The organism is Leclercia sp. AS011 (assembly GCF_037152535.1).
Taxonomy (GTDB): domain Bacteria; phylum Pseudomonadota; class Gammaproteobacteria; order Enterobacterales; family Enterobacteriaceae; genus Enterobacter.
The window spans coordinates 24579-51281 of record NZ_JBBCMA010000002.1 but is presented as its reverse complement, the minus strand read 5'-3'; the positions used below and the strand labels follow the sequence as shown (position 1 = coordinate 51281).

Genomic DNA, 26703 nt, shown 5'->3' with positions numbered 1-26703 from the left:
GGTCTGTGTGCCGGGGGCGCTTCGCTTGCCCGGCCTACGGGTTGGTGCGGTCTGTTTGTAGGCCCGGTAAGCGTAGCGCCACCGGGCTTTTTTTACTGATTGCGCGTCGCGCGCAGCAGTTTCTCCAGCGGATAAACCGCCGCAATCACCACTTCATCCTGAATCTGCGCCGCCTTATCCAGCTCCCCCTGAATCGACGCAATCTCGGTATCATCCAGCGTCCCCTGTCGTGCCACCAGATCCGTTAGGCGCAGCCCAATCGCCGCCAGCTTATCCACCGTCTGAATCACCGGTTTCAGCGCTTTCAGTTGATAGCTGTTCTCCGCCAGCGCCAGCGCGTCCGGGGTGTTGCTCTGCCAGCGGGTAAACAGATGGCGCAGCGCCTCCGCGCTCTCGCTGTCTTCGGCATCGCTCACCAGCCGTTCGGCCCAGCGGTTCATCTGCCGCACGGTGTTGCTTTCCGGGGCCAGGGCATCGGCCAGGCGGTTCAGGGGCTCGAACAGATCGTAATTCCCGGCCTGGAACTTGAGATGATTGCGGGTGTAGTACTGGGCAGGCTCCAGCGCCTGGGCGAGGATATTCAGCGCCAGAGTGTCGGTGGTGTTCCCCAGACGCGTAAACTGCACCTGCTGACGGGCATGCTGTTGCAGCCCCACCGACACCGTTGACCAGCTGTCCATCGCCTGCAGGCGGGTGTACATGTTATCCACATCGTTTACCTCCTGCGCCGACCACAGCCGCTCGGCCACCGCAAACGCCCGCGGCCAGAGCTTGATATCCAGCACCGGGGCCGCGACGTTTTCCGCCCACAGCGCCGCCTCGCCGCCCAGCAAATTGGCCTGCTGGCTGGCATCCGGCACCGCCGGGGCGATCCCTTCCGGTACCGCATCCAGCCGCTGGCCCGTCACCGGATAACGGCCATTACCCAGCAGGAAATAGCCCTCAATCTTGTCGTCTTTCACCGTCACCACCGGGCGGGTCTCCCCCATCCAGGTATCCACGGTGAAGCTCACCTGGTTGTCGCTGCGCCAGTCGATATCCTGCACCGCCCGCCGCGATTTGCCGTTGAAATCGATAAAGCCGCGCCAGCCCGCATCGCCTTTCACCAGCGTAAAGCTCCCTTCCAGCGGCTTGCCCTTCAGGCGCGGCAGGGTGAAGGACCAGCTCTGGGCGCTGTCACGGTCGGTGATGACATCCACATTGTTCAGCCCCTGGGGCAGGATCTCATTCCGGTAGTGATAGGCGGTGTACTGGGGCTGATCGAGATAAAAACCGGTGGAGAGGATCCCTTTGTAACCCTGCTTCGCCACTTCGCCCAGCGCGTCCTGCCCCTGCCAGGACTGGATCAGGATGCTCTTGGGCAGATCCGGGTGGAAGATCTCATCCCAGCCCACCATCTGGCGCTGGCTTTTCTCGAGGATCGTCTCCAGCTTGCGGTTGAAGTACGCCTGCAACGCGTGGCTGTCGGTCAGCTTGTTGTCGCGCATAAACTGCTGGATGGCGGGATTGGCTTTCCACTGGCTGTCGTCCACTTCGTCGCCGCCGATGTGCAGATAGGGATCCGGGAAGATCGCTGCCAGTTCGGCGACCATCGCCCCGGCAAAGGCGTAAGTGGCCTCTTTGGTGGGATCCATCACCGGCTTCAGCACGCCCCAGTGGCGCTCCATCTCGTAGGGCCCCGGCGCGCTCATCAGCTCCGGATAGGCCACGGCAATGGCCGAGGCGTGGCCGGGCATGTCAATCTCCGGCACCACGCGAATACCACGTGCGGTGGCATAGCGCACCAGGTCACGCATCTGATCCTGGGTATAGAACAGGCCGTCGCTGGCGAGTTCGGTCAGTTTCGGGTAGCGCTTCGAGGCAAAGCGCCAGCCCTGATCGTCGGTTAAGTGCCAGTGCAGCACGTTGAGTTTCGCCGCCGCCATGCCGTCGATCTGGCGCTTGATGTCCTCCAGCGGAATAAAGTGGCGGGCCGAGTCGAGCAGCAGGCCGCGCCACGGGAAGCGCGGAGCATCCTCAATGGCAACCCACGGCAGGGAGGTGTGCTCCGGCCCGTTCTGGATCAATTGCAGCAGGGTCTCTATCCCGCGCAGCGCCCCGAAGCGCGTGTTGGCGGCGATCGTCACCCCGCTGGCATCCACCGTGAGCTTATAGCTTTCATCGCTGTCCGGTTTGGGCAGCGGGGCCACTTTGCGGGCGATGGCGATAGTCACCGTCGGTTTTTCGGGTTTGTCGGCCTGGGGCTGAAGCGTCCAGCCGGTTTGCAGCGCCACCCGCTGGCGCAGACGCGTCACCGCATCGCCGAGATCGTCCCCGGTGACGCTGACGGAAAAATCATTGCTGAGCACCAGCGCGCCCTGGGTGGCGGGACGTTCGACCTTCGCAGGCCAGGGCATTAGGGGGAGATCGCCTGCCGGGGCGGCAAAGGCAGAAAAACCGAGCATAAGCCCGGCGGTCAGGAGGCTGTACCGTAACATGAATGTTCCTTATTTGACGGGCCGAAAAAAGGCAAAACATTCTGTTAACATGCGTTCAAATTATCGTCAAGCAAATGCGCCGATGGAGATCACAGGTTGTTGAATTTGGGACAAAAGCGATATGCCGGGTGGCGGCTTCGCCTTACCCGGCCTGCATGTCGAGCGTAGGCCCGGCAAGCGCAGCGCCGCCGGGCACAAACCTACTGCCACCCATACCGGCGCGCATAGAACCCTTTCACCAGCTGGGTCAGCACCATGTACCCGGCGAGGATCGCCACCAGCCACGGGAAGTAGCCGAGCGGTAGCGCCTGCAGTTGCAGATACCCCGCCAGCGGCGAGAACGGTAGCGCGATGCCGAGCACCATCACCAGCCCCGTCATCACAATCAGCGGCCAGGCGGCACGGCTCTGGAGGAACGGAATGCGGCGGGTGCGGATCATATGCACAATCAGCGTTTGCGACAGCAGCCCCACCACAAACCAGCCGGACTGGAACAGGGTCTGCTGCTCCGGGGTGTTGGCATGAAACACAAACCACATCAGGCAGAAGGTCAGAATGTCGAAGATCGAGCTGATCGGGCCGAAAAAGAGCATGAACCGGCCGAGTTCTGACGGATCCCAGCGCTGCGGCTTCTGGATCTGATCCTCATCGACGTTATCAAAGGGGATGGCCACCTGGGAGATGTCGTACATCAGGTTCTGGATCAGCAGATGCAGCGGCAGCATCGGCAGGAACGGCAGAAACGCGCTCGCCACCAGCACGCTGAAGACGTTGCCGAAGTTGGAGCTGGCGGTCATTTTGATGTACTTGAGCATGTTGGCGAAGGTGCGGCGGCCTTCGATCACCCCCTCCTCCAGCACCATCAGGCTCTTCTCCAGCAGAATGATATCCGCCGCTTCGCGGGCGATATCCACCGCGCCGTCGACCGAAATGCCGATATCCGCCGCCCGCAGCGCGGGGGCATCGTTGATGCCGTCGCCCATAAAGCCCACCACATGCCCCTCACGCTTCAGCAGGGTGACTATGCGCTCCTTGTGCATCGGCGTAAGGCGCGCGAACAGGGTGGTACACTTGGCAAGCGCCGCCAGTTCATCGTCGGAGAGGGTTTCGATCTCGCTGCCTGTCACCACCTCGCCCGCATCCAGCCCCACTTCGCGGCACACTTTCGCCGCCACCAGCTCGCTGTCGCCGGTGAGGATTTTTACCGTGATGCCGCTGTTTTTCAGCGCTTTCAGCGCCGGAGCGGTGGTCTCTTTCGGCGGGTCGAGGAAGGCGATATAGCCTTCGAGGATCAGATCCGATTCGTCAATGCGCTGGTAATCGCCCTCCCGTGCGGGCAGGAATTTACTCGCTACCGCCACCACCCGCAGCCCCTGGCGGTTGAGGTTATCGGTGACGCGGCGGATGCGCCGCAGCATGCTCTCGTCCAGCGGGACAATCTCGCCGCTATGGCGCACCTGAGTAGAGACATTCAGGATCTCCTGCAGCGCCCCTTTGCAGATCAGCTGATGCACGCCCTGCTCTTCACTCACCACCACCGACATCCGGCGGCGCTCGAAATCAAAGGGGATCTCATCCACCTTCTGCCAGCGGGTTGCGAGGGTGCGGGCAACGGCTTCATCCACCCCTGCCAGCACCGCCACGTCGAGCAGGTTTTTCAGCCCGGTCTGGTAGTGGCTGTTCAGCCAGGCGGTATTCAGCACCCGCTCGCAGACCTTGCCGGAGATGTCGGTGTGGTGCTCCAGCACAATTTTGTCCTGGGTCAGGGTGCCGGTTTTGTCGGTGCAGAGGATATCCATGGCACCAAAGTTCTGGATGGCGTCGAGGTGCTTGACGATCACCTTTTGCTTCGAGAGTTTTACCGCCCCGCGCGCCAGGGTCGAGGTGACAATCATCGGCAGCATCTCCGGGGTGAGCCCCACCGCCACCGAGAGCGCAAACAGCGCCGCTTCCCACCAGTCGCCTTTGGTGTAGCCGTTAATCAGCAGCACGATGGGAGTCATCGCCAGCATAAAACGGATCAGCAGCATGCTGACGCGGCCTATCCCCTGCTGGAAGGCGTTCGGCTCGCTCTCCTGCTCGCTGACGCGCCCGGCCAGCTGCCCAAACCAGGTGTTGCCCCCGGTAGCGATCACCATCGCCTGCGCCGTGCCGCTGACCACCGTGGTGCCCATAAAGCACAGGGTGTCGCACTCCAGCGGGTTAGTCTGCTGCGGGTCGCGGCTATGGGCGACTTTCTCCACCGGCAGGGATTCGCCGGTCAGCGAGGCCTGGGCCACAAACAGGTCCCGGGCCTGGAGAATACGCAGGTCCGCCGGGATCATGTCGCCTGCGGCCAGCTTTACCAGGTCCCCCGGCACCAGCTGATCAATGGGCACCTCCCGCCAGCCGCTTTCCCCTTTATCGTTGAGGGTGCGTAGCACGGTGGCGGTGTTGCTGACCATCGCCTTCAGGGCATCCGCCGCTTTGGTGGAGCGGGCCTCCTGGATAAAGTTCAGCAGGGTGGAGATGCCCACCATCAGGGCGATCACCCCGGCGGCAAACAGGTCTTCGGTGGCATAGGAGATGATGCCCAGCACCGTCAGCAGCAGGTTGAAGGGGTTGCGGTAGCAGGCCCAGAGATGTACCCACCAGCGAGCCGGTTTTTGCGCCGGGATCTGGTTCTCGCCATGGCTTGCGCGGGCAGCCTCTACCTCTGCCGCCGTCAGTCCTTCCGGGTGGCTACCAAAGGTGCGCCACAGGGCGGGCTCGTCCATGGTAGCCATCCGCAGGCAGTGGGCGGCCAGCGCGCCGGGGATAACGGTATCGGTTTTGCCCGTTGCCATCGGGTCACGCTGCACCAGACGACGCGGCAGGTGGCGGCTCAGCCGGGCCAGCAGCTGTTGAGTGAAATTTTTGAACATAACAGGTCCCCCGCACCCGTAAAAACGGGCGCAGTCTTGCCTTCAGACGTGACAAAGCCACGCCTGAAGAGCGGTATCAGTTATGCAGGGACGTCAGGAAAACGTCACTGCCTTACGCATCCGGTAAGGCAGCGAGGAGTGGCTTACCGGAAAGAACAGGTTCTCCCTCGCGGGAGAGGGGTGGGATCGGGATCCATACAGCCTCCGGTAAGTAAAAAAAGGTAAGTCGGCGCGCAGTATAGTGTTTTAGCCATACCGTTCGTGACAATTCGGGCGGTATGATACCGCCCGGGCATTAAACCAAACGTAAACCAGACTTTGCCCATTGCGGAACCGGACACCCGATTTAGGCTTATTGATTATTTCATCAATGCGTTACAGGACTGAAAGCATGCAGAACCGCCTCACCATTAAAGACATCGCGCGTCTGAGCGGCGTGGGTAAATCCACCGTCTCCCGGGTGCTGAACAACGAAAGCGGTGTCAGCGAGCGCACGCGCGAACGCGTCGAGGCGGTGATGAACCAGCACGGCTTCTCCCCGTCCCGCTCGGCGCGCGCCATGCGCGGGCAGAGCGACAAAGTGGTGGCAATCATCGTCACCCGTCTGGATTCGCTGTCGGAAAACCTGGCCGTACAGACCATGCTGCCCATCTTTTACGAGCAGGGTTACGATCCGATCATGATGGAGAGCAAGTTCTCGCCGCAGATGGTCGAGGAGCACCTCGGGATGCTGAAACGCCGCAATATCGACGGCGTGGTGCTGTTTGGCTTTACCGGTCTCAGCGAGCAGATGCTCGCCTCCTGGCAATCGTCGCTGGTGATGCTGGCCCGCGATGCCCGCGGCTTCGCCTCAGTGTGCTATGACGATGAGGGAGCGATACACGTCCTGATGCAGCGCCTGTACGACGGCGGTCATCGCCATATCAGCTATCTTGGCGTGCCCCACAGCGACGTCACCACCGGCCAGCGTCGCCATACTGCCTACCTCGAATTCTGCAAACAGCATGCCCTGCCGGCGGTGGCCGCGTTGCCCGGCCTCGGGATGAAGCAGGGCTATGAGAAGGTGGCCGACGTGCTGACCCCGCAGACTACCGCGCTGGTCTGCGCCACGGATACCCTGGCTCTTGGCGCTAGTAAGTACTTACAAGAGCAGCGCATCGACAGCCTGCAGCTGGCGAGCGTGGGTAACACCCCGCTGATGAAGTTCCTCCACCCGGAGATCGTTACCGTCGATCCGGGCTACGCTGACTCCGGCCGCCAGGCCGCTATGCAGCTGATAGATCAGATCAACGGCCGCAGCGAACCCCGGCAGATCGTCATTCCCGCCACCCTCTCCTGAGGGGCAAAAGACGCTTTATTGTGATCCTCGCCCGGTTTAGGGAACGTTCCCATTTTCCGCGTTACGCTGAAAGAGTAGGCTTGCCACCAGTCCATAACCCCTACCATCTGTCATGAGGTTTCATGATGAGCAAAGTAAAACAAACGGATATCGACCAGCTGATCGTGCTGGTTGGCGGACGTGACAACATCGCCACGGTCAGCCACTGCATTACCCGCCTGCGTTTTGTATTAAACGATCCGGCTAAAGCCAACCCCAAAGCCATCGAAGAGCTGTCGATGGTGAAAGGCTGCTTCACCAACGCCGGGCAGTTCCAGGTGGTGATCGGCACCGAGGTGGGCGACTACTACAAGGCGCTGCTGGCGACCACCGGCCACTCGTCGGCGGATAAAGAGCAGGCCAAGAAGGCCGCGCGCCAGAACATGAAGTGGCATGAACAGCTCATTTCACATTTCGCGGAGATTTTCTTCCCGCTGCTGCCGGCGCTGATCAGCGGCGGTTTAATCCTCGGCTTCCGTAACGTCATTGGCGATGTGCCGATGAGCGACGGCAAAACCCTCGCCCAGATGTACCCGGCCCTGCAAAGTATCTATGACTTCCTGTGGCTGATTGGCGAGGCGATCTTCTTCTACCTGCCGGTGGGCATCTGCTGGTCGGCGGTACGCAAAATGGGCGGTACGCCGATTCTGGGTATCGTGCTGGGCGTAACCCTGGTCTCTCCGCAGTTAATGAACGCTTACTTACTTGGGCAGCAGGTGCCTGAGGTGTGGAACTTCGGCCTGTTTACTATCGCTAAAGTGGGTTATCAGGCCCAGGTGATCCCGGCCCTGCTGGCCGGTCTGGCGCTGGGGATGATTGAGACCCGCCTGAAGCGCATGGTGCCGGACTACCTCTATCTGGTGGTGGTGCCGGTGTGCTCCCTGATCCTGGCGGTGTTCCTCGCCCACGCCTTTATCGGTCCCTTTGGCCGCATGATTGGCGACGGCGTGGCCTACGCGGTGCGTCACCTGATGACCGGCAGCTTCGCCCCGATTGGCGCCGCGCTGTTTGGCTTCCTGTACGCCCCGCTGGTGATTACCGGCGTGCACCAGACCACTCTGGCGATTGATATGCAGATGATCCAGAGCCTTGGCGGCACCCCGGTGTGGCCGCTGATCGCCCTGTCGAACATTGCTCAGGCCTCGGCGGTCACCGGCATCATCATCGTCAGCCGCAAGCACAACGAACGTGAAATCTCGGTGCCGGCGGCGATCTCCGCCTACCTCGGGGTCACCGAACCAGCGATGTACGGCATCAACCTGAAATACCGCTTCCCGATGCTGTGCGCGATGATCGGCTCCGGGCTGGCGGGCCTGCTGTGCGGCCTGAACGGCGTGATGGCCAACGGCATCGGCGTCGGCGGCCTGCCGGGCATCCTCTCTATCCAGACGAGCTACTGGCAGGTGTACGCCCTGGCGATGGCGGTTGCCATTATCGTCCCGATGGCGCTGACCACCATCGTCTATCAGCGCAAGTTCCGTCAGGGCACGTTACAGGCTGTTTAATCTCTTTCGGGGCGCAGTTGCGCCCCTTCGCATTTGCAGGAGCGCAAGATGAATACCCTTCCTCACTGGTGGCAAAACGGCGTCATCTATCAGATCTACCCGAAGAGTTTCCAGGACACCACCGGGCGCGGCACCGGGGATTTACGCGGCGTGACGTCGCGCCTCGACTACCTGAAAACTCTCGGTATTGACGCCATCTGGCTGACGCCCTTCTATATCTCCCCCCAGGTGGATAACGGCTACGACGTGGCGAACTACGTCAGCATCGATCCGGCCTATGGCACGCTGGACGATTTTGACGAGCTGGTGGCGCAGGCCCATCAACGGGGGATCCGCATCGTGCTGGATATGGTGTTTAACCACACCTCCACCCAGCACGCGTGGTTCCGCGAGTCGCTCAATAAAGAGAGCCCGTACCGCGAGTTCTATATCTGGCGCGACGGCACCCCGGAGCAGCTGCCCAACAACTGGCGCTCCAAGTTTGGCGGTAACGCCTGGCGCTGGCATGCCGAAAGCGAGCAGTACTATCTGCACCTGTTTGCCCCGGAGCAGGCGGACCTCAACTGGGAAAACCCGCAGGTGCGCGCCGAGCTGAAAAAAGTGTGCGAGTTCTGGGCCGATCGCGGCGTGGACGGCCTGCGTCTCGACGTGATTAATCTGGTATCGAAAGACCAGGACTTCCCGGACGATACCATCGGCGATGGCCGCCGCTTCTACACCGACGGACCGCGCATTCACGACTATCTGCAGCAGATGAGCCGGGACGTCTTTACCCCGCGCAATCTGATGACGGTGGGCGAGATGTCCTCCACCCGCCTGGAACACTGCCAGCAGTACGCGGCGCTCGACGGGCGCGAGCTGTCGATGACCTTTAACTTCCACCATCTGAAGGTGGATTATCCCAACGGCGAGAAGTGGACCCTGGCGAAACCCGATTTTGTGGCGCTGAAAGCCCTGTTCAGCCACTGGCAGCAGGGGATGCACAATCAAGCCTGGAACGCACTGTTCTGGTGTAACCACGACCAGCCGCGCATCGTCTCGCGCTTTGGCGACGAAGGGGAATACCGCGTCCCGGCGGCGAAGATGCTGGCGATGGTGCTGCACGGCATGCAGGGCACGCCGTACATCTATCAGGGGGAAGAGATTGGCATGACCAACCCGCACTTCACCCGCATCACCGACTACCGCGACGTGGAGAGCCACAACATGTTCGCCGCGCTGCGTAATCAGGGACGGGATGCCGACGAGCTGCTGGCGATCCTCGCGAGTAAATCCCGCGATAACAGCCGCACGCCGATGCAGTGGGATGCCTCCCCGAATGGCGGGTTTACCACCGGCGAGCCGTGGATCGCCCCGGGCAATAACGCGGAGGCGATCAACGTTGAAGCGGCGCTGGCGGATCCCGACTCGGTGTTTTACGCCTACCAGACGCTGATCCAGCTGCGTAAAACCCTGCCGGTGCTCACCTGGGGGGATTATCAGGATCTGCTCCCGGATCACCCCTCCCTGTGGTGCTATCGCCGCCAGTGGCAGGGCCAGACCCTGATGGTGGTTGCCAGCCTGAGCCGCGAGTGCCAGCCGTGGCAGCCACAGACGGTGGAGGGCGACTGGCAGGTGGTGATGAGCAACTATGCCGAAGTTTCACCGCAGCCGGGCGCCATGACATTGCGTCCGTTTGAAGCGATCTGGTGGCTGCAGTCTTAACAGTCATGCCGGGCGACCCGAGGGTTGCCCGGCGAGCGGATTAATTTGTTTAATAATTAAACAATTACTCCACGATTGTCTTTACAATTCCTCAATCGCCCACCCGCTGTACTCTTCCTTTGATACCTTGTTCTGAATCAAATAAATCGCAAACTTGTTTGATGCAAATCACTATATGTAGCGATTAGAATGCACGCCGACCCAACATCTTGTATTTAACGTCTACTATTTCAACAATAAGACGGCGCTAACGCTGGCCGAAATTGTGGATAACAGATGTGGGTAACCCGGGAAGTGGCTGGGCTGACTGCGGTTATGCCAACAACACACTTTCCCCTTCTCTGTGGATAACCTGTTTCTAAAGGAGTGGTCATGACACCGCATGTGATGAAACGAGATGGCTGTAACGTGCCTTTCAAATCAGAGCGCATCAAGGAAGCAATTCTGCGTGCAGCTAAAGCAGCGGGAGTCGATGACGCAGATTACTGCGCCACCGTCGCAGACGTTGTCAGTCATCAGATGAATCATCGCAGCAAGGTCGACATCAACGAGATCCAGACCGCGGTGGAAAACCAGCTGATGTCTGGCCCATACAAGCAGCTGGCGCGCGCCTACATTGAGTATCGCCACGACCGGGATATCGAGCGTGAAAAACGCGGCCGCCTGAACCAGGAGATCCGTGGCCTGGTGGAACAGACCAACTCTGCGCTGCTCAACGAAAACGCCAATAAAGACAGCAAAGTGATCCCCACCCAGCGCGACCTGCTGGCCGGTATCGTCGCCAAACACTATGCCCGTCAGCACCTGCTGCCGCGCGACGTGGTGCAGGCTCACGAGCGCGGGGATATTCACTACCACGATCTCGACTACTCGCCGTTCTTCCCGATGTTTAACTGCATGCTGATCGACCTGAAGGGCATGCTGACCCACGGCTTCAAGATGGGTAACGCCGAGATTGAGCCGCCAAAATCCATTTCTACCGCCACCGCGGTAACGGCGCAGATCATCGCCCAGGTTGCCAGCCATATCTACGGCGGCACCACCATCAACCGCATCGACGAAGTGCTGGCCCCGTTTGTCGCCGCCAGCTTTAACAAGCATCGTCAGACGGCAGAAGAGTGGCAGATCCCGGATGCCGACGGCTATGCCCGCTCCCGCACCGAGAAAGAGTGCTACGACGCCTTCCAGTCGCTGGAATATGAGGTAAACACCCTGCACACCGCCAACGGCCAGACGCCGTTTGTCACCTTTGGCTTTGGTCTGGGCACCAGCTGGGAATCGCGCCTGATCCAGCAGTCCATTCTGCGCAACCGCATCTCTGGCCTCGGCAAAAACCGCAAAACCGCGGTGTTCCCGAAACTGGTGTTCGCCATCCGCGACGGCCTGAACCACAAGTTTGGCGATCCGAACTACGACATCAAACAGCTGGCGCTGGAGTGCGCAAGCAAGCGCATGTATCCGGACATTCTGAACTATGACCAGGTGGTGAAAGTCACCGGCTCGTTCAAAACCCCGATGGGCTGCCGCAGCTTCCTCGGCGTGTACGAAGATGAAAACGGCGAGCAGATCCACGACGGGCGTAACAACCTGGGGGTGATCAGCCTGAACCTGCCGCGCATTGCGCTGGAAGCCAAAGGCAACGAAGAGGCGTTCTGGAAACTGCTGGACGAGCGCCTGCTGCTGGCGCGTAAGGCGCTGATGACCCGTATCGCCCGGCTGGAAGGGGTCAAAGCCCGGGTCGCGCCCATCCTCTATATGGAAGGGGCCTGCGGCGTGCGTCTGAAGGCCGACGACGACGTGTCGGAGATCTTTAAAAATGGTCGCGCCTCTATCTCGCTGGGCTATATCGGCATTCACGAAACCATTAACGCCCTGTTCGGCGACCAGCACGTCTACGACAGCGAGGCCCTGCGGGCGAAAGGCATCGCTATCGTCCAGCGTCTGCGCGACGCGGTGGATCAATGGAAAGAGGAAACCGGCTACGGATTCAGCCTCTACAGCACCCCGAGCGAGAACCTGTGCGACCGCTTCTGCCGCCTGGATACCGCCGAGTTTGGCGTGGTGGAAGGCGTGACCGATAAAGGCTACTACACCAACAGCTTCCACCTCGACGTGGAGAAGAAGGTGAACCCGTACGACAAGATCGACTTTGAAGCAGCCTACCCCCCGGTGGCGAGCGGCGGTTTTATCTGTTACGGCGAGTATCCGAACATTCAGCACAACCTGAAGGCGCTGGAAGACGTGTGGGATTACAGCTATCAGCATGTGCCCTATTACGGCACCAACACGCCTATCGACGAGTGCTACGAGTGCGGCTTTACCGGTGAGTTCGAATGCACCAGCAAAGGCTTCACCTGCCCGAAATGCGGTAACCACGACGCGGCTCGCGTCTCCGTGACCCGCCGCGTGTGCGGCTACCTCGGCAGCCCGGACGCGCGTCCGTTTAACGCTGGCAAGCAGGAAGAGGTGAAGCGCCGGGTTAAGCATTTAGGGAATGGGCAGATCGGTTAACCCTCTGCCACATTGATGCCCGGTGGCGCTGCGCTTACCGGGCCTACGGACCGCACTCTTTTGTAGGCCGGGTAAGCGCAGCGCCACCCGGCGTGGTTATACGCTATGAACTTCCATCAATACTACCCCGTCGACATCGTCAACGGTCCCGGCACCCGCTGCACCCTGTTTGTCTCCGGCTGCATTCACGAATGCCCCGGCTGCTACAACAAAAGCACCTGGCGGCTGAACTCCGGTATGCCGTTTACCAGCGAAATGGAACAGCGGATCATCGACGATCTCAACGACACGCGCATCAAACGTCAGGGGATCTCCCTCTCCGGCGGCGATCCCCTGCACCCGCAGAACGTGCCGGATATTTTGCGGCTGGTGCAGCGCATCCGCGCCGAGTGCGCAGGCAAAGATATCTGGGTGTGGACTGGCTATAAAATGGATGAGTTAAACGACGCCCAGATGCAGGTGGTGAACCTGATCAACGTGCTGATCGACGGCAAGTTTGTGCAGGATCTGAAAGATCCGATGCTTATCTGGCGCGGCAGCAGTAATCAGGTGGTGCATCATTTACGTTGAGTCTTAAAGCCGTTGATTTATATCACGATAAACGGCTGATTTTTCGCGTTTTCCCACCGCGACCACAAAAACGGTGATGAACTCATCCCTGACCTGATACACCAGCCGATAACCGGACGCTTTGAGCTTAATTTTGTAGCAGTCCGGTAAGTCATGGAGCCTGGCAGACTCAATCCGCGGGTTGGACAGTACGACCTTGAGCCTCTTTTTAAACTGAGACTTAACGGTCTCACCCAGCTTCTGCCACTCCTTTAGCGCACGCGGATCGAATTCCAGCTCATAAGTCATCCAGACTAACCTTGATGCCTTTTTGCGGATCCGCCAGCCGTTCCCTGACCGTCCTGATCAGTTCATCTTCGCTGTCGCTCACCGTCACGGTTTTGACCGGCATACGGCCATTTTCGGCGACATACTGGAACAGAAGCCGGACAGCTTCCGTCGGGGTAATATTCAGTTTTTCCAGCACGGCATAAGCCTCGTTTTTGAGTTTGTCATCCAGACGGACGTTAAGCGTGGCCATTATGCCTCCGGTAAACGTGAAATTGTAATGCAGTTTAGCATTACATTCGCATTACATCGAATTCTGGATAGCACCTCTCAAAACCTGCTCAAACACTCCATCGCCACGGTTTTAAACTCGTCGAAGTCCTGGCAGCCGCACAGCCGGGTCATCGCCCGTTCGCGCAGGAAGGTGACGAAGATATCGTAGATCGCCATCGCCTCCTCATATTCGCTTTTACTGATCGCCAGCAGGAAGATGACGTGCGCGGTGTCGTCGCCCCACGGAATACCCTGCGGGGCCAGCACGGTGTAGACCACGGTTTTTTGCGCCAGCAAGCCGAGGGAGTGCGGCAGGGCGATACCGTCGCCGAGCAGGGTGCTGACGATGGCTTCACGCTCCACCACCGAGTCGAGAAACTCCGCGTCAACAAACCCCTCCTCCTGTAGCTGGCCGCACAGCTCGCGGAACAGCGTCTGCTGGTCGATGGGACGATCGATAACGCGAAAATGGCTGGCGTCGAAGAACTTCTCCAGCATCCACGGGCGGGTTCTGTCCACCAGCACCAGCTTGCCGATCTGCTCCAGTTGATAGTCGGTGGGGAACGGGGCGATCATCACCACCGGCTTGGCTTTTTCCGCGATCCGCGCGGTGGAAATCACGAAATCTTCGCTGATGCTTTCGCACTGCTCGTACTCGCGCAGCGTCAGGGTGCGCGTCACCTCGATTTGCGGATACTTGCGCTGCAGTACCGCCTCGATCATCCGCACCATGGCGTTGCCCGCGTCGCAGACCAGCAGCACCCGCGGCTGGCGCTGGTAGCCAATGTTGTAGTGGCGCTCCAGCCCGACGCCGATGTGCAGCACCAGGAAACCAATCTCGTTTTCGCTGATGGCATAGGGCGTATATTTGCCCCAGCTCGACACCGCCGCCAGCGTCATATCCCACGCCATCGGGTAGTGCTGCTTGATGTTATCCAGCAGCGGATTGGGGATCATGATCTGATAGCGCACCCGGGTGATCATGGTCTTTATGTGGGTCAGCAGATCCGCGTGCAGCTGGGTGTCGTCGAGCAGGTTGTAGTTAAAGTGGGTGTTGATATAGCGCAGGATGTAGTTCACCAGCGCCTCTTCATCGTCGGCGTTGATGGCGCTGGGGGAGATCTCCTGCACCTGGCGCGCGGCGATATGCACCCCCAGCCAGGTCTCTTCCGCGGGAGAAAGGGTCTTATCCGCCAGCCGGGCGATGGCGCTGGCGATATCCCGTGCGGCATCGCGCACGTTCTCAGCCACCTCTTCGGCGTTAAATTCCGGCAGCGGATAGCCTTCGCTGATGCGTCGCACCGTCACCGCGCCATAGAGGCGCAAAAACAGCTCGCCCTCATCGGTCAGGCGAATGTGATGACGGGTAAAGGTCTCATGCAGCACGGCGGCGAGCTGTTCCGGCACGCCCGCGTTGAGCGCCACTTCCGTGACCAGCGGATTGAGGTTGTCCTGCTGCGCCAGCTGCCACAGCAGATCGGTCAGGCAGGCGCGGATCGCCATCTCGCTGCCAAACAGCTTCATGCCGTGGCGTGGTCGGGTCTCCAGAGTCAGGCGATAGCGGTGAAACCACTCGCGCACCTCCGCCATGTCGCTCTGCAGCGTGGCGCGGCTGACGAACCACTCGTCGGCCAGATCTTCCAGCTTGAGGGAGAACGCCGAGGTGAGAAAGCGCACCACCAGGTAGTGCACCCGCTCCGGGCCCGTGCGCGGGATCCGCAGCGTCCGCGGATGAGAATCCTGCAGCTGCTGGTAGCGGGCCTGATCGTCAATTTTCAATTGATAGCCGTTCCCGCGGCTGAGGATAAACTGCGCCCCGTTGCCCGCCAGCAGCGCATTGAGCGCGGTAATGTCCGCCCGGACGGTGCGTGTGGATACCGACAACCGTTGCGCCAGTTCGTCCTGCGGCAGCGTTTCGTTTTGCAACATCTCAAACAGTTGCGCTAAACGTTGGTTGGGAAATCGCACGGGGTTGTCCTCTTACAGCTTAGGGTGAAATGACCATCTGGGATGGGCTGCCGACCGGAGTATAGTCGGGCTCGAAGCTCAGCTTGCCGTCCTGCGCTACGCGGAAACGGGTGATGTTGTCGCTGCGCTGGTTCATGACGTACAGCCAGCGCCCCTGTTTATCCAGCGTCAGGGTGCGTGGATAATCGCCGCGCGTCCAGATATCGTCCTGATGCGTCAGCGTGCCCTCCGCCGTTACGGTAAAGTGCCCGATGCTGTTATGCAAACGGTTAGCCACATACAGCTGTTTACCATCGGCGCTTAACGCCAACCCGGCGGCAAAACTGGTGCCTTTGTAACCGTCTGGCAGCGCAGAGACCGTTTTGCCCTCTTTCAGGGTGCCGCTGGCCTCCACGACATAATGGGTCAGCGTAGACGCCTCTTCGTTAATCAGCCACAGGGCATCCCCTTTTGGCGTAAAGACGAAGTGGCGCGGCCCTGCCCCTTTCGAGGAGGCGCTGATAAACGGCGGATCGTTCGGGGTCAGCTTGCCGCTTCGATCGTCAAAGCGGTACTGGTAGATGCGATCCAGCCCCAGATCGGTGGAAAACACGTACTTGCCGCTCGGATCGGCGGCGATCATGTGCGCGTGGGGGCCGTTGTGATCGCTGATGGCAAAGCTGCCCTCAACTGCGGCTTCCGGTTTTGCTGCGCCCGGCTCACCCTGATCCTGATGCTTGTCCGTGGCGTCACCCAGGCTGCCGTCGGCCTTGATCGGCAGAACGGCAATCGATCCGCTGACGTAGTTCGCCACCAGCAGGTGCTGGCCGTTCGGCGTCAGGGAGAGATATACCGGCCCTGCGCCGCCGGACGCCACCTGATTGAGCTCGCTCAGCTCGCCGTTATCGCCCACCCGCAGCGCCTGCACCACGCCCTGCTCCACTTCGCTTGCCAGGTAGAGCGTTTTGCCGTCCTGCGACACAGTTAGCTGCGCGGCATTCGGCAGTTTGCTCACCAGCGTTTTTTTGGCGAGCGCGCCGGATTGCGGATCAACGGTAAAGCGGTACAGCCCCTCGCCGTTGGGGTTGTAGGTGCCCACCCAGGCGTACTGGGTCTGGGCGACAGCGGCGGTAGCAAGTAAAGAGAGTGAAGCGACAAGCAGGTTACGGGTGTGCATGGTGGCTCCTTCGGGTGTGTGCGTTGTAGGTTTTACTTCACCAGCTTCTTCGTCATCGCCAGCAGGGTACGCACGTCTTCCGGGCGCGTATCGCCGCTGGCTTTGTCGATAATCGAGCTGTAGATGTGCGGGATGATCTTGCTTACGCCCGCGTCGAGGGCGATCTGCAGGATCTCTTCATAATTTTCCAGATCGATTCCCCCGGTCGGCTCCAGCCAGAAGTCGTGACGGGCGCAGGCTTCCGCCACCGCTTTATACTCGTCACGGCACTTGAGGCCGCCCATCGGGAAGTATTTGATGGAGCTGCCGCCGAAATCTTTCAGCAGGGCAATCGCAGTTTCAACCGGCACGATGCCGTCCGGCGCGTTGCTGCTCAGCGGGCCGGTGGAGATTTTCACCATCCCGACGGTGCCGGTCGGGGAGACCAGACCGTTGACCACGGAGTCGTTCTGCCCGAGCAGCGCGCGGCTGGTGGCGACGCCGGTAAAGACCTGGTTGACGTGCTGCGGCTGCACCTGACGGGAGATTTCGCTCACCATCGCCGACTGGTTCGGATCGCCCGCCCCCAGCCCTACGGAGAGCGCGTTATCAATCAGGGCGGCATATTCACGCATATCGGCGACGGCGCTGTCCACGTCCGGGTAATTTTTGGAGAGCACACCCACCAGCACATGACCTTCCGCCGCCTCGTAAATGGCGCTGGCGTTGGCTTTCGAGCCTGCCAGCACGTTCAGGCAGACGCGGTCACGGTAAAAATTGGGGGTCAGTTTCATGCTTTTTTCTCCTGGCCTAATACTTCGCTAATACGGCGGTAGACGATATTCAGTTGGTCTGCACTGACGCTGCGCACGTCCGCTTCGATGATCCCTTCGTTGGCTTTGTAACCGCGGAAGTAAATGGCGTATTCGCCCTGTTTCAGGGCATGCACCAGATCGCCGGTGCCGACGCCGGTGGTGGCTTCGTCAAACTTAATTTCGGTACGGGCGATATCGCGACCCGCGCTGTCCCAGACCACGCGTGCCGTCACGCCATTGAGGGTGTTGAGCGCGTCGATAAACGGCGTCATCTTCGCCACCATTTCCGCCCCACTCTCTTTGGTCGCTGTCAGGTAGTGTTCGATGGCGCAGGTCAGGCCAAGGATGCCCTCTTTACCCACCTTCATCGCCCGGCCAATGCCCGCCGTCTGGCGCTTCACCCACTCAACGTACTGGGTCTTGCCGATCACCAGCCCGCTGGTGGGCCCTTCGATCGCCTTCGCGCCGCTGTAGATCACCAGATCGGCGCCGGATCGGTAGTAGGTATGGAGATCTTCTTCCGCTGCCGCATCGACGATCAGCGGCAGATCGTGTTTACGCGCCACCACCGCCGCCTGCTCAACGCTGAGCATGCTTTTCTGCACGCAGTGGTGAGATTTGATGTACATGATCGCCGCGGTACGCGGAGTGATCGCCGCCGCCAGCTGATCGGCAGAACATTCGTTGGCGTAGCCCGCTTCCACCAGCTTGCCGCCGCCCAGCGCCACCATGGTGCCCACCGGGGCGCCAAAGTTCACGTTGTGGCCTTTCGGCAGGACGATCTCGTTGTTCTCAATCGGGGTGACGTGCAGGTTTTCCAGCAGCCAGTCGCTGTCTTTCACCAGCACCGCCGCCACGGACTGGGCGATACCTGCCGAGGCGCATGAGACGACGGTCGCCCCTTCCACATCCAGCAGCTTCGCGATGTATTCACCGGTTTTGTTGACCAGATTCTTCATCTCGAAGTACTGGTTCATGCCGTCCATCGCCGCCTGCACCACTTCCGGGCGCGGGGTGGAGACGCCGAGCGCGGTCATGCGGCCGGAGGTGTTAATCACCTGTTTTAAATTGTATTTTTCAAAAATTGAAGGCATGTTCCGTGCTCCCTTGTTCGGTCATGTAGCCCTTGCCCGCGCGGATCGCGGCAAGCGGCACCAGAATGTGTTCAGCCTGCAGGCTGTCGTTTTCAGCATCCGTCAGCACCGTCGGCTGGCGTTTAACCGTGAACAGCGTCAGGTCGGCGTCGAGGCCCGGCTGAATGCGGCCTTTGCGGGTCAGGCGCAGGCCGTCGGCGGCGTTGGCGGTGACGCACTCAATCACCTGCGGCAACGACATGCCGATGGCAAGAAACTTCGACATCACGCTCGCCAGCGAGCCGACCGGGCCGTTAATGCGGTTGCGGCAGTAGATATCCGAGCTGATGGTGTGCGGCAGAATGCCCATCGCGATGGCCCGTTTCGCCACCTCAAAGCTGAAGCTCGCCGTGCCATGGCCGACGTCCAGGCGCACGCCGCGCTTCAGCGCAGAGGTAATGGAGGCGCGCAGCTCGCCGGAGGGCGTCAGAATGCGGTTGGGTTTGCCGTTGTAGCAGTGGGTGATGATGTCGCCGGAGCTCAGCAGCTCGGCAATTTCGTCGAGGTTCGGCGGGTTGTTGCCGATGTGCACCATCAGCGGCAGGTCGCCGTTCTCTTTCTGGATGGCTTTCGCGCGCTCCAGCGGCGTAATGCCGTTTTCGCCCACCACGCTGCTGCTCATGCGTGCCTTCAGGCCGACGATAAAATCGGGGTGGCGCTTCACCGCCTGTTTCACAGCATCGGCATCAATATTCGCCATATTGGCCAGCTCGTTCTGGGCAATCAGCCCCACGCGGGAGATGTTCAGCAGGGCAAAGACCTCGGTAGAGGCTTTGCGGGTGATGTCATAGAAATCGTCCACGTCGTCGGCCCCGGTGCTGCCCGCGTCCACCACGGTGGTAACGCCGGTGGCAATGCCGACGCTGTCCGGCTCGTCGTGGTAGATCGGGGAGTTCGGGTAGCAGTGGACGTGGGAGTCAATCCAGCCTGCGCTGACGAATACGTTGCCGTTCAGCTCAACCGTTTTGCTGGCGGGAGCGTCAATGTCGCCCAGCGCCGCGATCTTCCCGTCCTGGATGGCGATATCGGTCAGGGTATCGTCGGTAAGGCGCGCACGGCGCAGGAGTAAATCAAACATGGGGTTCTCCTGATAAGGCGGGCGCCGGAGCGCCCGCGGGTATTAAAGGGCGACCGGGAACAGCCAGCCCAACAGCATTGCGCCGAGGATCGCACCGCCGGTAATCGGCTTCTGCCAGATGTAGAACAGCAGTGCGCCCAACAGGGAACCGATGCCGATAGGAATCGACGCGGTCATGGCGCTGAGGATAATCAACGGCCCGAGGAAGCGGCCAGAGGCGTTACCCGCGCCCATCATCACGTCCGCCCCGTAGGTAGAGTTGCTCTGGTTGATGGTGAACTTACGCGCCAGGATGATGATGTAACCGATCGCCAGGCCAATAATCAGGCCGGTCGCCAGCGAGGCGATAAAGTTGGTCACCGGGAACATGATGCCCGCCCCCAGCAGCAGCGCCGGAACGCCTAAGCCAACGCCGGTCTGGATCGCGCCGCCGATGTCGAGGATCCCCACCAGGGAACCTTCAATAATACGGGCGAACAGGAAGCTGGCACCGAACGCCGCCACTGCGCCGTAGGCCCCGGTGTCGATGCCCGCTTTCAGCATCGCCACGAAGGCCACTTCGTTAAAGGCACCGATGCCGTAGAGGTAGTACATGTGCGTCCCGGCAAACACGCCGGAGGAGAGCAGGCCAACGAAGATCGGGAACGACCAGTCGGCATACCAAAAACCTTTATTCTGTTCCATGTAGAGGCTCCTGTTACTTGCCGCTGAGCGAGTTGTGGATCATGTCGAGCCAGTTCGGCACGGTCAGATGGAAGGATTCGATCATCTTCATGTCGAAGCCGCGGAAGAAGCCGCTCAGCACGAACAGCAATACGATGGCGACCATCATCACTTTGGTGACGTGGTTCCAGCCGCTCTCTTCTACGCCTTTACCGATCAGGATCCCCAGCACCAGACCCGGTACGGCGTTGCCCATGATCAGCTGTGCCGCGCCGCCAAAGACGGTGGCCCAGAAGCCCGATTTTTTACCCGCGTCGATGGCCGCCAGCCAGAAGATCACCGGCATCACGGTGTTCACCAGCAGGTTCGCGGCAGGCACCAGCACCTTCACGGCGGTGACCTGAAGGGCAGCAGGAACGGACGACGCGGTAAGATTGAGGAAGGTGACGACGATCATGCCGATCACGCCGCAGGCAATAGCCATTTTGCGCGGATCGTGCAGCGTCTCGCCGACGTTGCGGTTTTTGATCATCAGCGCCGCGGCACCCCAGTTCGGGATGATGCGGTGGTCAACGTCCTGAGTGAAGGAACCCGCTGCTACCGACGAGGCCCAGGCGTTGAAGAAGAAGCCTAACCCAAAGGAGAAGTGAGACGCCGGGTCTCCCTCACAGGAGTTCAGCTCCCCCAACGTACGAAACGCGCCCATACCCTGTGTGGTAGGCGCATGAAACATGCGTGCAGCCCCGGCGCCCACGCCGACGCCAACCAGGCCGCCGATGATGAGCGATTTTATTAAAATTATCAGGAACATTCGTCTGCCCTATTTAGTAAGAATCAGCGTTGCGTAACAAAGTCCACCCGGTCGAGATTGATGGCAGTCACGTTGACGGTCACGTCCAGCTCCACGCTGTAGGTGCGTCTTTCCCGGCGCAAAAAGAAGAACAGAAACGCCTCTTTACGCACCGCTTCTTGCGCCTGAACAACCTGCACATCCTGTGGCTCAATACGCAGTAAGATATGCGGCGATGCTTTCATCACCGCGGCCTGAACCTGGTTCAGCGCGTCGGCAAAGGCGCGCGCTTTGGCGTCACCTTTGCCCTTCACTCTCACCGTGGTGGTGAACTGTTCTTTCATGCTTATGCGCCGTGCTTCTTCTGCCACGCCTGTACCAGACGCTCGCCCAGCTCTTCTTTATCCATAAAGCCAAAGCCCAGCACGTTGCAGCCTTCGTTGATGGCGGTGACGCCCTCTTCCACGGAGCGCATGCCGTATTTCGCTTTGTAGCCATATTTGGTTTGCGCGGTGATAGCACCCGCGCCGCCGCTGCCGCAGAAGGAGATGCCGAAGGTGGCGTTTTCCGCTTTCATTACGTCACCGAGCTTCATATCGGCGGCCATGCCCGGCACAACCACCGCGCGTCCACCGGCTTTTTCCACACCGGCAGCCACTTTCTGACCTTTGCCCAGGCGATCGCCAATCACGACTGTAATCTGTTCCATGTGTTGCTCCTTAAAGGTTGTCTTTCGCGACTTCAAAGTGAACGGAGAGCAGCCAGGCTTCTTCATCAGGAAGGTTGCCAAACTGCGCGACCACTTCACGGGCAAGCCGCATTGATTCAGGGGAAATTTCGTCGAACAGGTCAGCCTCGACCTCCGGCAGCGGCTCGCCGGTCACTGACCGGTGCGCCATGGCGCGAACGTGGGAGGTCAGCATCTGCTCCTGAACGGCATTGGGGATAATGTGGTGATGGCTAAGCAGCGTGAACGTCTGCTTGAGCATGGTGTCGGCCAGCTGTTCAGTTTGTGCCGCCTGGTCTCCAGTGTCGTTTATTACCGTTCCGTTAATCACTCGTCTTACCCCGTTATTGGCTCTGGAATAAAACTAACCCTGGCTGTTGCGGGTTTGTAGCGAGTTGTTTTCCACTTCGAAGTGGAAAGGAGAGCGGCGCCAGTGATCTGTGCCACATAATTGGCCTGAATGATGATATTTCACTGGATTTACGTGATGAATATCACGCTGCTGAGCGGGTAAAACGGCGTTGTGGAAGTGAAAAAGTTTACGAGCAGGCACGTAGAAATGTGAGCTGGATAAGGTTTTCTTATGCGGATTGGGTAGAGTGGCCGTGGGTGCTTGAGACTGACCATCTCATGCATGGGACGGGAAGTGGAAAGCCCCACCTGAATAAAAATCAGGGATGGGGCCCGAAACGACACGTCCTGACACGTGAAGTTCGCTGCCTTACCCGCTTAAGAAGCAAGGAGGCATCCATGAAAACTGCAGCTCTGGCAAGGAGTCGAGCTTATGCAGGGGGAGTGCAATCCCCCTGCATTTCATGAGTGTATCAAGGACGTACGGCTCAGGCACCCATTAACGGTATTTTTTGTGATAGGTGTTACGTGTGGTGACAAACCCATCGGCTGCCGCCTGGGCCTCTTTCACTTTGCCTTCGTTGGCCAGCTTCAGCGCGCCGTCAATCTGCCCGACCAGCGTCTCCAGACCGTGACGGTAATCTTTTATCTCCGCGCTGTCTTCCGCTTTACCTTCCAGCTTCGGCGGGGTCTCTTTTTGCGCATCTATCGCAGCAGCACGCATTTTGGTCAGGGCGCCTTTCATCTCTGCCGCATTGTCCGTTTTCTGCACCACCTTCAGGTTTTCGCTGAGGATGTCCATATTGTCTTCCAGGTCGGCAAAGACCGACGAACTCAATACCAGCGTTGAGGCTGCGAGGATGGCTAACAGGTTTTTACGCATTGCTCACTTCCTTTTTTATTATCAAAAAAAAGCGCACCGAAGTGCGCCTGGGTATTACTGGCCGGCGATCTTCATCTCCGGCAACAGCACCGATCCGCACTGGATATTGCTGCGTGTCTCGATATCGTTGCCCACGGTCACGATATTGCGCCACATATCCTTTAAGTTGCCGGCGATGGTAATTTCGCTCACCGGATACTGAATCTCACCGTTTTCAACCCAGAAGCCGGACGCCCCGCGCGAGTAGTCGCCGGTGACGCCGCTGACGCCCTGGCCCATTAACTCGGTGACCACCAGCCCGGTACCCATCTCTTTCAGCATCTGCTCAAAGCTCAGGCCGCGGCCCGGGATACGCCAGTTGTGGATGCCGCCCGCATGACCGGTGCTTTGCAGCCCCAGTTTGCGCGCGGAGTAGCTGGTCAGCAGCCACTGGGTCAGGATGCCGTCTTTGATGATATCGCGACGCTCCGTACGCACGCCTTCGCTGTCGAACGGCGTGGACGCCAGCCCTTTCAGCAGGTGCGGGTGCTCTTCAATGGTCAGCCATTCCGGCAGGATTTGCGTGCCCAGCGCGTCGAGCAGGAAAGTCGACTTGCGGTATACCGCGCCACCGGCAATGGCCCCCACCAGATGGCCGAACAGCCCGGTCGCCACTTCATTGGCAAAGATCACCGGTGCTTTCATGGTAGACAGTTTTCGTGGAGCGAGGCGGGACAATGTGCGTTTTGCGCACTCCATCCCCACCCACTCCGGCGACTGCAGATCGTCCATCGCACGGCCAATGGTGTAGGCGTAATCGCGCTCCATGTCGCCGTTCTCTTCGGCGATAACGCAGCTGGAGAGCGAGTGACGGGTGGAGCTGTAGCCCTGCAGCATGCCGTGGCTGTTACCGAAGACTTTGATGCCGTAATGGCTGTTAAAGCTGCCGCCTTCGGTGTTGGTGATGCGTTTATCGGCGTTCAGGGAGGCCTGTTCCGCGCGGGCCGCGAACTCAATGGCCTCGTCAGGGGTCACTTCTGCCGGGTGGAACAGATCCAGATCCGGGGCCTCAAAAGCCAGTAATTCCCGGTCTGCGACGCCTGCGTAAGGGTCCGCAGAGGTGTAGCTGGCGATATCCAGCGCCGCCTGCACGGTACGGGCAATGGCGTCCGGGCTGAGGTCAGTAGAGGAGGCGCTGCCTTTACGGTTCTGGTGATAAACAGTAATCCCTAACGCGCCATCGCTATTAAATTCAACGGTTTCCACTTCGCCATAGCGGGTGCTGACGCTCAGGCCGGTGGTCTTGCTGACGGCGACTTCTGCCCCGTCGGATTTCGCTGACGCCAGCTCCAGAGCCATGGAGACAGCTTCTTCCAGTGCTTTACGCTGCGCTGCAACTTGTGAGATCACTTTCATCGTAAATGCCATAATGTAAGGTGTAGTTAGCTGAAGTCTATCAGAGAACCGTTTCTCAGTACGCGCCTAAACTGGTAAGATTAGCCTCTTTTTTTAAGGAGCCTGACATGACTAAGCAGCCCGAAGACTGGCTCGACGACGTTCCCGGTGATGACATCGAAGACGAAGATGATGAGATCATCTGGGTCAGTAAAAGTGAAATTAAACGCGACGCCGAAGAGTTAAAACAGCTTGGTGCGGAAATGGTAGAGCTGGGTAAAAACGCGCTGGATAAAATCCCGCTCGATCCCGATCTGCGTGCCGCCATCGAACTGGCACAGCGCATCAAGAAAGAGGGCCGTCGCCGCCAGCTTCAGTTGATTGGTAAAATGTTGCGCCAGCGTGACGTCGAGCCGATTCGCCAGGCGCTCGATAAGCTGAAAAACCGCCACAACCAGCAGGTTGCCCTGTTCCATAAGCTGGAGCAGATCCGCGATCGTCTGATTGAGAATGGCGATGACGCGCTGGCGGAGGTGCTGAACCTGTGGCCGGATGCCGACCGCCAGCAGCTGCGCACGCTTGCCCGTAACGCGAAGAAAGAGAAAGAAGGGAATAAGCCGCCGAAATCTGCGCGTCTGATCTTCCAGTATCTGCGCGAACTGGCGGAAGCCGAAGCATAGTTCGGTAACAAGCGCCGGATGGCGGCGTAAACGCCTTATCCGGCCTACAAAATCGTGCAAATCGTAGGCCCGGTAAGCGTAGCGCCACCGGGCTTTTTTTTACGCTACGGTACCGGCTTTCTTCGCCAGACCGTCCAGCAGCTTCTGATGGATCCCACCAAACCCGCCGTTGCTCATCACCAGAATGTGATCGCCCGGCTGCGCGGTTTTCACCACCATCTCCGCCAGCGTATCCACGTCGGCACTCCAGTGCGCCGGTTGAATGCAGGCGTCCGCCACTTCCGCGACCTGCCACGGAATATGCTGCGGCTGCAGGAGGAAGACTTCATCCGCACGGCCTAACGACGGGGCGAGATCGTCTTTGCAGATGCCCATCTTCATGGTGTTAGAGCGCGGTTCCAGGACGGCCAGAATGCGTGCCGTACCGCCCACTTTGCCGCGCAGCGCCGCCAGGGTCGCGAGGATCGCCGTCGGGTGGTGGGCAAAATCGTCATACACCGTCGCGCCGTTCGCTTCACCGCGCAGTTCAAGACGGCGACGGGCGTTGATGAAAGATCCCAGCGCATTTGCCGCATCGGCAGGCAGCACGCCCACATGACGGGCCGCGGCAATCGCCATCAGGCCGTTATGCATGTTGTGTTCGCCCACCAGCGCCCAGTGCACTTCCCCGACCTTTTCGCCATCCAGCAGCACTTCCCACTGGGAGGCATCGTTGGTCAGCTTTTTCGCCTGCCAGTGGCCCTGCTCGCCCACCAGCTCCTGCTCGCTCCAGCAACCCATCGCCATGGTCTGCTTCAGGTTGACGTCGTTTTCCGGCAGGATGATGCGTCCCTGGCCCGGCACGATGCGCACCAGGTGGTGGAACTGTTTCTGAATCGCTTTCAGGTCGTCAAAGATGTCCGCATGATCGAACTCAAGGTTGTTGAGGATCAGCGTCCGCGGGCAGTAATGAACAAATTTAGAGCGCTTGTCAAAGAAGGCGCAGTCGTATTCGTCCGCTTCAATGACAAAGAACGGGCTGTCGCCCAGGCGGGCAGAAACCTCGAAATTGCCCGGTACGCCGCCGATCACAAAGCCCGGCTGGTAGCCGCAGGCCTCGAGGATCCAGGTCGCCATACCGGCGGTGGTGGTTTTGCCGTGGGTACCGGCAACGGCGACAACCCAGCGGTCGCGCAGCACAAAGTCGTGCAGCCACTGCGGGCCCGACATGTAGGGAATATTCCTTTCCAGCACCGCTTCCACGCAGGGATTACCGCGGGTCATGGCGTTGCCGATAATCACCAGATCCGGCTGCGGATCGAGCTGGCTGGCGTCGTAACCCTGAATAAGATCGATGCCCTGGTTTTCCAGCAGCGTGCTCATGGGCGGATACACATTGGCGTCCGAACCTGTCACTTCATGGCCAAGAGCGCGCGCCAGCATAGCCAGGCCGCCCATGAAAGTGCCACAAATCCCCAATATATGAATGCGCATACGTCACTATCCTTCTTCAATGTGGCGCACATTTTACGCATATGT

Annotated in this window: 24 protein-coding genes; 6 read left to right on the top strand and 18 right to left on the bottom strand. The window is 59.7% G+C overall.

The annotated features are described in order from the left end of the window. Nucleotides 1-92: 92 nt before the first annotated feature. From WFO70_RS12720 to mgtL, 3 genes are all read right to left on the bottom strand, one after another. Nucleotides 93-2477, bottom strand: a complete 2385-nt coding sequence (locus WFO70_RS12720) for a beta-N-acetylhexosaminidase (RefSeq protein ID WP_337016695.1) — start codon at nucleotides 2475-2477, stop codon at nucleotides 93-95. Nucleotides 2478-2677: 200 nt separating this feature from the next. After that, nucleotides 2678-5380 (bottom strand): magnesium-translocating P-type ATPase, encoded by a 2703-nt coding sequence (gene mgtA, locus WFO70_RS12715; protein WP_337016694.1) that lies wholly within the window; start codon nucleotides 5378-5380, stop codon nucleotides 2678-2680. Nucleotides 5381-5523: 143 nt separating this feature from the next. Then, the gene (mgtL, locus tag WFO70_RS22510; RefSeq protein WP_442913382.1) at nucleotides 5524-5577 is read right to left on the bottom strand and encodes a mgtA regulatory leader peptide MgtL; all 54 of its coding nucleotides are present in this window, start codon (nucleotides 5575-5577) and stop codon (nucleotides 5524-5526) included. A gap of 194 nt (nucleotides 5578-5771) precedes the next feature. Here mgtL and treR point away from each other — a divergent pair, with 194 nt between their 5' ends. The 5 genes from treR (at nucleotide 5772) to nrdG (ending at nucleotide 13048) form a co-directional block, all read left to right on the top strand. After that, nucleotides 5772-6719: a trehalose operon repressor TreR gene (gene treR / locus WFO70_RS12710; RefSeq protein ID WP_337016693.1), complete on the top strand. Its 948-nt coding sequence runs from the start codon at nucleotides 5772-5774 to the stop codon at nucleotides 6717-6719. A gap of 125 nt (nucleotides 6720-6844) precedes the next feature. Then, nucleotides 6845-8263, top strand: coding sequence for a PTS trehalose transporter subunit IIBC (gene treB / locus WFO70_RS12705; protein ID WP_337016986.1), 1419 nt, complete (start codon nucleotides 6845-6847; stop codon nucleotides 8261-8263). 48 nt (nucleotides 8264-8311) lie between these two features. Further along, nucleotides 8312-9967, top strand: a complete 1656-nt coding sequence (gene treC / locus WFO70_RS12700) for an alpha,alpha-phosphotrehalase (protein ID WP_337016692.1) — start codon at nucleotides 8312-8314, stop codon at nucleotides 9965-9967. Nucleotides 9968-10339: 372 nt separating this feature from the next. Continuing rightward, nucleotides 10340-12478 (top strand): anaerobic ribonucleoside-triphosphate reductase, encoded by a 2139-nt coding sequence (nrdD, locus tag WFO70_RS12695; RefSeq protein WP_337016691.1) that lies wholly within the window; start codon nucleotides 10340-10342, stop codon nucleotides 12476-12478. A 105-nt stretch (nucleotides 12479-12583) separates the two neighbouring features. Next, nucleotides 12584-13048 (top strand): anaerobic ribonucleoside-triphosphate reductase-activating protein, encoded by a 465-nt coding sequence (gene nrdG / locus WFO70_RS12690; protein WP_337016690.1) that lies wholly within the window; start codon nucleotides 12584-12586, stop codon nucleotides 13046-13048. 3 nt (nucleotides 13049-13051) lie between these two features. Here nrdG and WFO70_RS12685 read toward each other — a convergent pair whose 3' ends face one another. The 14 genes from WFO70_RS12685 to pmbA all read right to left on the bottom strand — a co-directional run bounded on the left by WFO70_RS12685 (nucleotide 13052) and on the right by pmbA (nucleotide 24538). Continuing rightward, nucleotides 13052-13336, bottom strand: coding sequence for a type II toxin-antitoxin system RelE family toxin (locus WFO70_RS12685; RefSeq protein ID WP_337016689.1), 285 nt, complete (start codon nucleotides 13334-13336; stop codon nucleotides 13052-13054). Further along, entirely contained in the window at nucleotides 13326-13568 is a 243-nt protein-coding gene (locus tag WFO70_RS12680; protein ID WP_333854807.1) for a type II toxin-antitoxin system RelB/DinJ family antitoxin, read from the bottom strand. Before WFO70_RS12680 ends, WFO70_RS12685 begins: the two co-directional genes overlap by 11 nt. Before the next feature lie 77 nt (nucleotides 13569-13645). Next, nucleotides 13646-15556 (bottom strand): BglG family transcription antiterminator, encoded by a 1911-nt coding sequence (locus WFO70_RS12675; protein ID WP_337016688.1) that lies wholly within the window; start codon nucleotides 15554-15556, stop codon nucleotides 13646-13648. Between the two features lie 19 nt (nucleotides 15557-15575). After that, nucleotides 15576-16712, bottom strand: coding sequence for a lactonase family protein (locus WFO70_RS12670; RefSeq protein WP_337016687.1), 1137 nt, complete (start codon nucleotides 16710-16712; stop codon nucleotides 15576-15578). A 32-nt stretch (nucleotides 16713-16744) separates the two neighbouring features. Further along, nucleotides 16745-17485 (bottom strand): 2-dehydro-3-deoxy-phosphogluconate aldolase, encoded by a 741-nt coding sequence (gene dagF / locus WFO70_RS12665; protein ID WP_337016686.1) that lies wholly within the window; start codon nucleotides 17483-17485, stop codon nucleotides 16745-16747. Continuing rightward, nucleotides 17482-18600, bottom strand: a complete 1119-nt coding sequence (locus WFO70_RS12660) for a DgaE family pyridoxal phosphate-dependent ammonia lyase (protein ID WP_337016685.1) — start codon at nucleotides 18598-18600, stop codon at nucleotides 17482-17484. Before WFO70_RS12660 ends, dagF begins: the two co-directional genes overlap by 4 nt. Continuing rightward, a complete protein-coding gene (locus WFO70_RS12655; protein WP_337016684.1) occupies nucleotides 18584-19717 on the bottom strand; it encodes an amidohydrolase/deacetylase family metallohydrolase in 1134 nt (377 codons plus the stop codon). The genes WFO70_RS12660 and WFO70_RS12655 overlap by 17 nt, the downstream gene beginning before the upstream one ends. 42 nt (nucleotides 19718-19759) lie before the next feature. Then, entirely contained in the window at nucleotides 19760-20401 is a 642-nt protein-coding gene (locus WFO70_RS12650) for a DUF4310 family protein (protein ID WP_142488005.1), read from the bottom strand. A 13-nt stretch (nucleotides 20402-20414) separates the two neighbouring features. Next, nucleotides 20415-21191, bottom strand: a complete 777-nt coding sequence (locus tag WFO70_RS12645) for a DUF4311 domain-containing protein (RefSeq protein WP_337016683.1) — start codon at nucleotides 21189-21191, stop codon at nucleotides 20415-20417. Between the two features lie 23 nt (nucleotides 21192-21214). Continuing rightward, nucleotides 21215-21514, bottom strand: a complete 300-nt coding sequence (locus WFO70_RS12640; protein ID WP_325932155.1) for a DUF4312 family protein — start codon at nucleotides 21512-21514, stop codon at nucleotides 21215-21217. Nucleotides 21515-21516: 2 nt separating this feature from the next. Continuing rightward, on the bottom strand, nucleotides 21517-21879 hold the full coding sequence (locus WFO70_RS12635; RefSeq protein ID WP_032616243.1) for an SFCGS family glycine-rich protein: 363 nt from the start codon (nucleotides 21877-21879) through the stop codon (nucleotides 21517-21519). 10 nt (nucleotides 21880-21889) lie between these two features. Further along, nucleotides 21890-22228, bottom strand: coding sequence for a glycine dehydrogenase (locus WFO70_RS12630; protein ID WP_106994092.1), 339 nt, complete (start codon nucleotides 22226-22228; stop codon nucleotides 21890-21892). Nucleotides 22229-22747: 519 nt separating this feature from the next. After that, complete coding sequence (gene cybC / locus WFO70_RS12625) at nucleotides 22748-23131, bottom strand: cytochrome b562 (protein ID WP_337016682.1); 384 nt, start codon at nucleotides 23129-23131, stop codon at nucleotides 22748-22750. Between the two features lie 54 nt (nucleotides 23132-23185). Next, complete coding sequence (pmbA, locus tag WFO70_RS12620; protein ID WP_337016681.1) at nucleotides 23186-24538, bottom strand: metalloprotease PmbA; 1353 nt, start codon at nucleotides 24536-24538, stop codon at nucleotides 23186-23188. A gap of 95 nt (nucleotides 24539-24633) precedes the next feature. On the opposite strand from pmbA, the gene yjgA reads away from it, so the two are divergent. Next, the gene (yjgA, locus tag WFO70_RS12615; RefSeq protein WP_337016680.1) at nucleotides 24634-25185 is read left to right on the top strand and encodes a ribosome biogenesis factor YjgA; all 552 of its coding nucleotides are present in this window, start codon (nucleotides 24634-24636) and stop codon (nucleotides 25183-25185) included. 99 nt (nucleotides 25186-25284) lie between these two features. Here the strand turns inward: yjgA and mpl are convergent, their stop codons facing one another. Then, nucleotides 25285-26658, bottom strand: a complete 1374-nt coding sequence (mpl, locus tag WFO70_RS12610) for a UDP-N-acetylmuramate:L-alanyl-gamma-D-glutamyl-meso-diaminopimelate ligase (RefSeq protein WP_337016679.1) — start codon at nucleotides 26656-26658, stop codon at nucleotides 25285-25287. Nucleotides 26659-26703: the final 45 nt, after the last annotated feature.

Coding starts and splice junctions, on each gene's coding strand:
- WFO70_RS12720 (WP_337016695.1), bottom strand. CDS start 2,477: ATGTTACGGTACAGCCTCCTGACCGCCGGGCTTATGCTCGGTTTTTCT.
- mgtA (WP_337016694.1), bottom strand. CDS start 5,380: ATGTTCAAAAATTTCACTCAACAGCTGCTGGCCCGGCTGAGCCGCCAC.
- treR (WP_337016693.1), top strand. CDS start 5,772: ATGCAGAACCGCCTCACCATTAAAGACATCGCGCGTCTGAGCGGCGTG.
- treB (WP_337016986.1), top strand. CDS start 6,845: ATGAGCAAAGTAAAACAAACGGATATCGACCAGCTGATCGTGCTGGTT.
- treC (WP_337016692.1), top strand. CDS start 8,312: ATGAATACCCTTCCTCACTGGTGGCAAAACGGCGTCATCTATCAGATC.
- nrdD (WP_337016691.1), top strand. CDS start 10,340: ATGACACCGCATGTGATGAAACGAGATGGCTGTAACGTGCCTTTCAAA.
- nrdG (WP_337016690.1), top strand. CDS start 12,584: ATGAACTTCCATCAATACTACCCCGTCGACATCGTCAACGGTCCCGGC.
- WFO70_RS12685 (WP_337016689.1), bottom strand. CDS start 13,336: ATGACTTATGAGCTGGAATTCGATCCGCGTGCGCTAAAGGAGTGGCAG.
- WFO70_RS12680 (WP_333854807.1), bottom strand. CDS start 13,568: ATGGCCACGCTTAACGTCCGTCTGGATGACAAACTCAAAAACGAGGCT.
- WFO70_RS12670 (WP_337016687.1), bottom strand. CDS start 16,712: ATGCACACCCGTAACCTGCTTGTCGCTTCACTCTCTTTACTTGCTACC.
- dagF (WP_337016686.1), bottom strand. CDS start 17,485: ATGAAACTGACCCCCAATTTTTACCGTGACCGCGTCTGCCTGAACGTG.
- WFO70_RS12660 (WP_337016685.1), bottom strand. CDS start 18,600: ATGCCTTCAATTTTTGAAAAATACAATTTAAAACAGGTGATTAACACC.
- WFO70_RS12655 (WP_337016684.1), bottom strand. CDS start 19,717: ATGTTTGATTTACTCCTGCGCCGTGCGCGCCTTACCGACGATACCCTG.
- WFO70_RS12650 (WP_142488005.1), bottom strand. CDS start 20,401: ATGGAACAGAATAAAGGTTTTTGGTATGCCGACTGGTCGTTCCCGATC.
- WFO70_RS12645 (WP_337016683.1), bottom strand. CDS start 21,191: ATGTTCCTGATAATTTTAATAAAATCGCTCATCATCGGCGGCCTGGTT.
- WFO70_RS12640 (WP_325932155.1), bottom strand. CDS start 21,514: ATGAAAGAACAGTTCACCACCACGGTGAGAGTGAAGGGCAAAGGTGAC.
- WFO70_RS12635 (WP_032616243.1), bottom strand. CDS start 21,879: ATGGAACAGATTACAGTCGTGATTGGCGATCGCCTGGGCAAAGGTCAG.
- cybC (WP_337016682.1), bottom strand. CDS start 23,131: ATGCGTAAAAACCTGTTAGCCATCCTCGCAGCCTCAACGCTGGTATTG.
- pmbA (WP_337016681.1), bottom strand. CDS start 24,538: ATGGCATTTACGATGAAAGTGATCTCACAAGTTGCAGCGCAGCGTAAA.
- yjgA (WP_337016680.1), top strand. CDS start 24,634: ATGACTAAGCAGCCCGAAGACTGGCTCGACGACGTTCCCGGTGATGAC.
- mpl (WP_337016679.1), bottom strand. CDS start 26,658: ATGCGCATTCATATATTGGGGATTTGTGGCACTTTCATGGGCGGCCTG.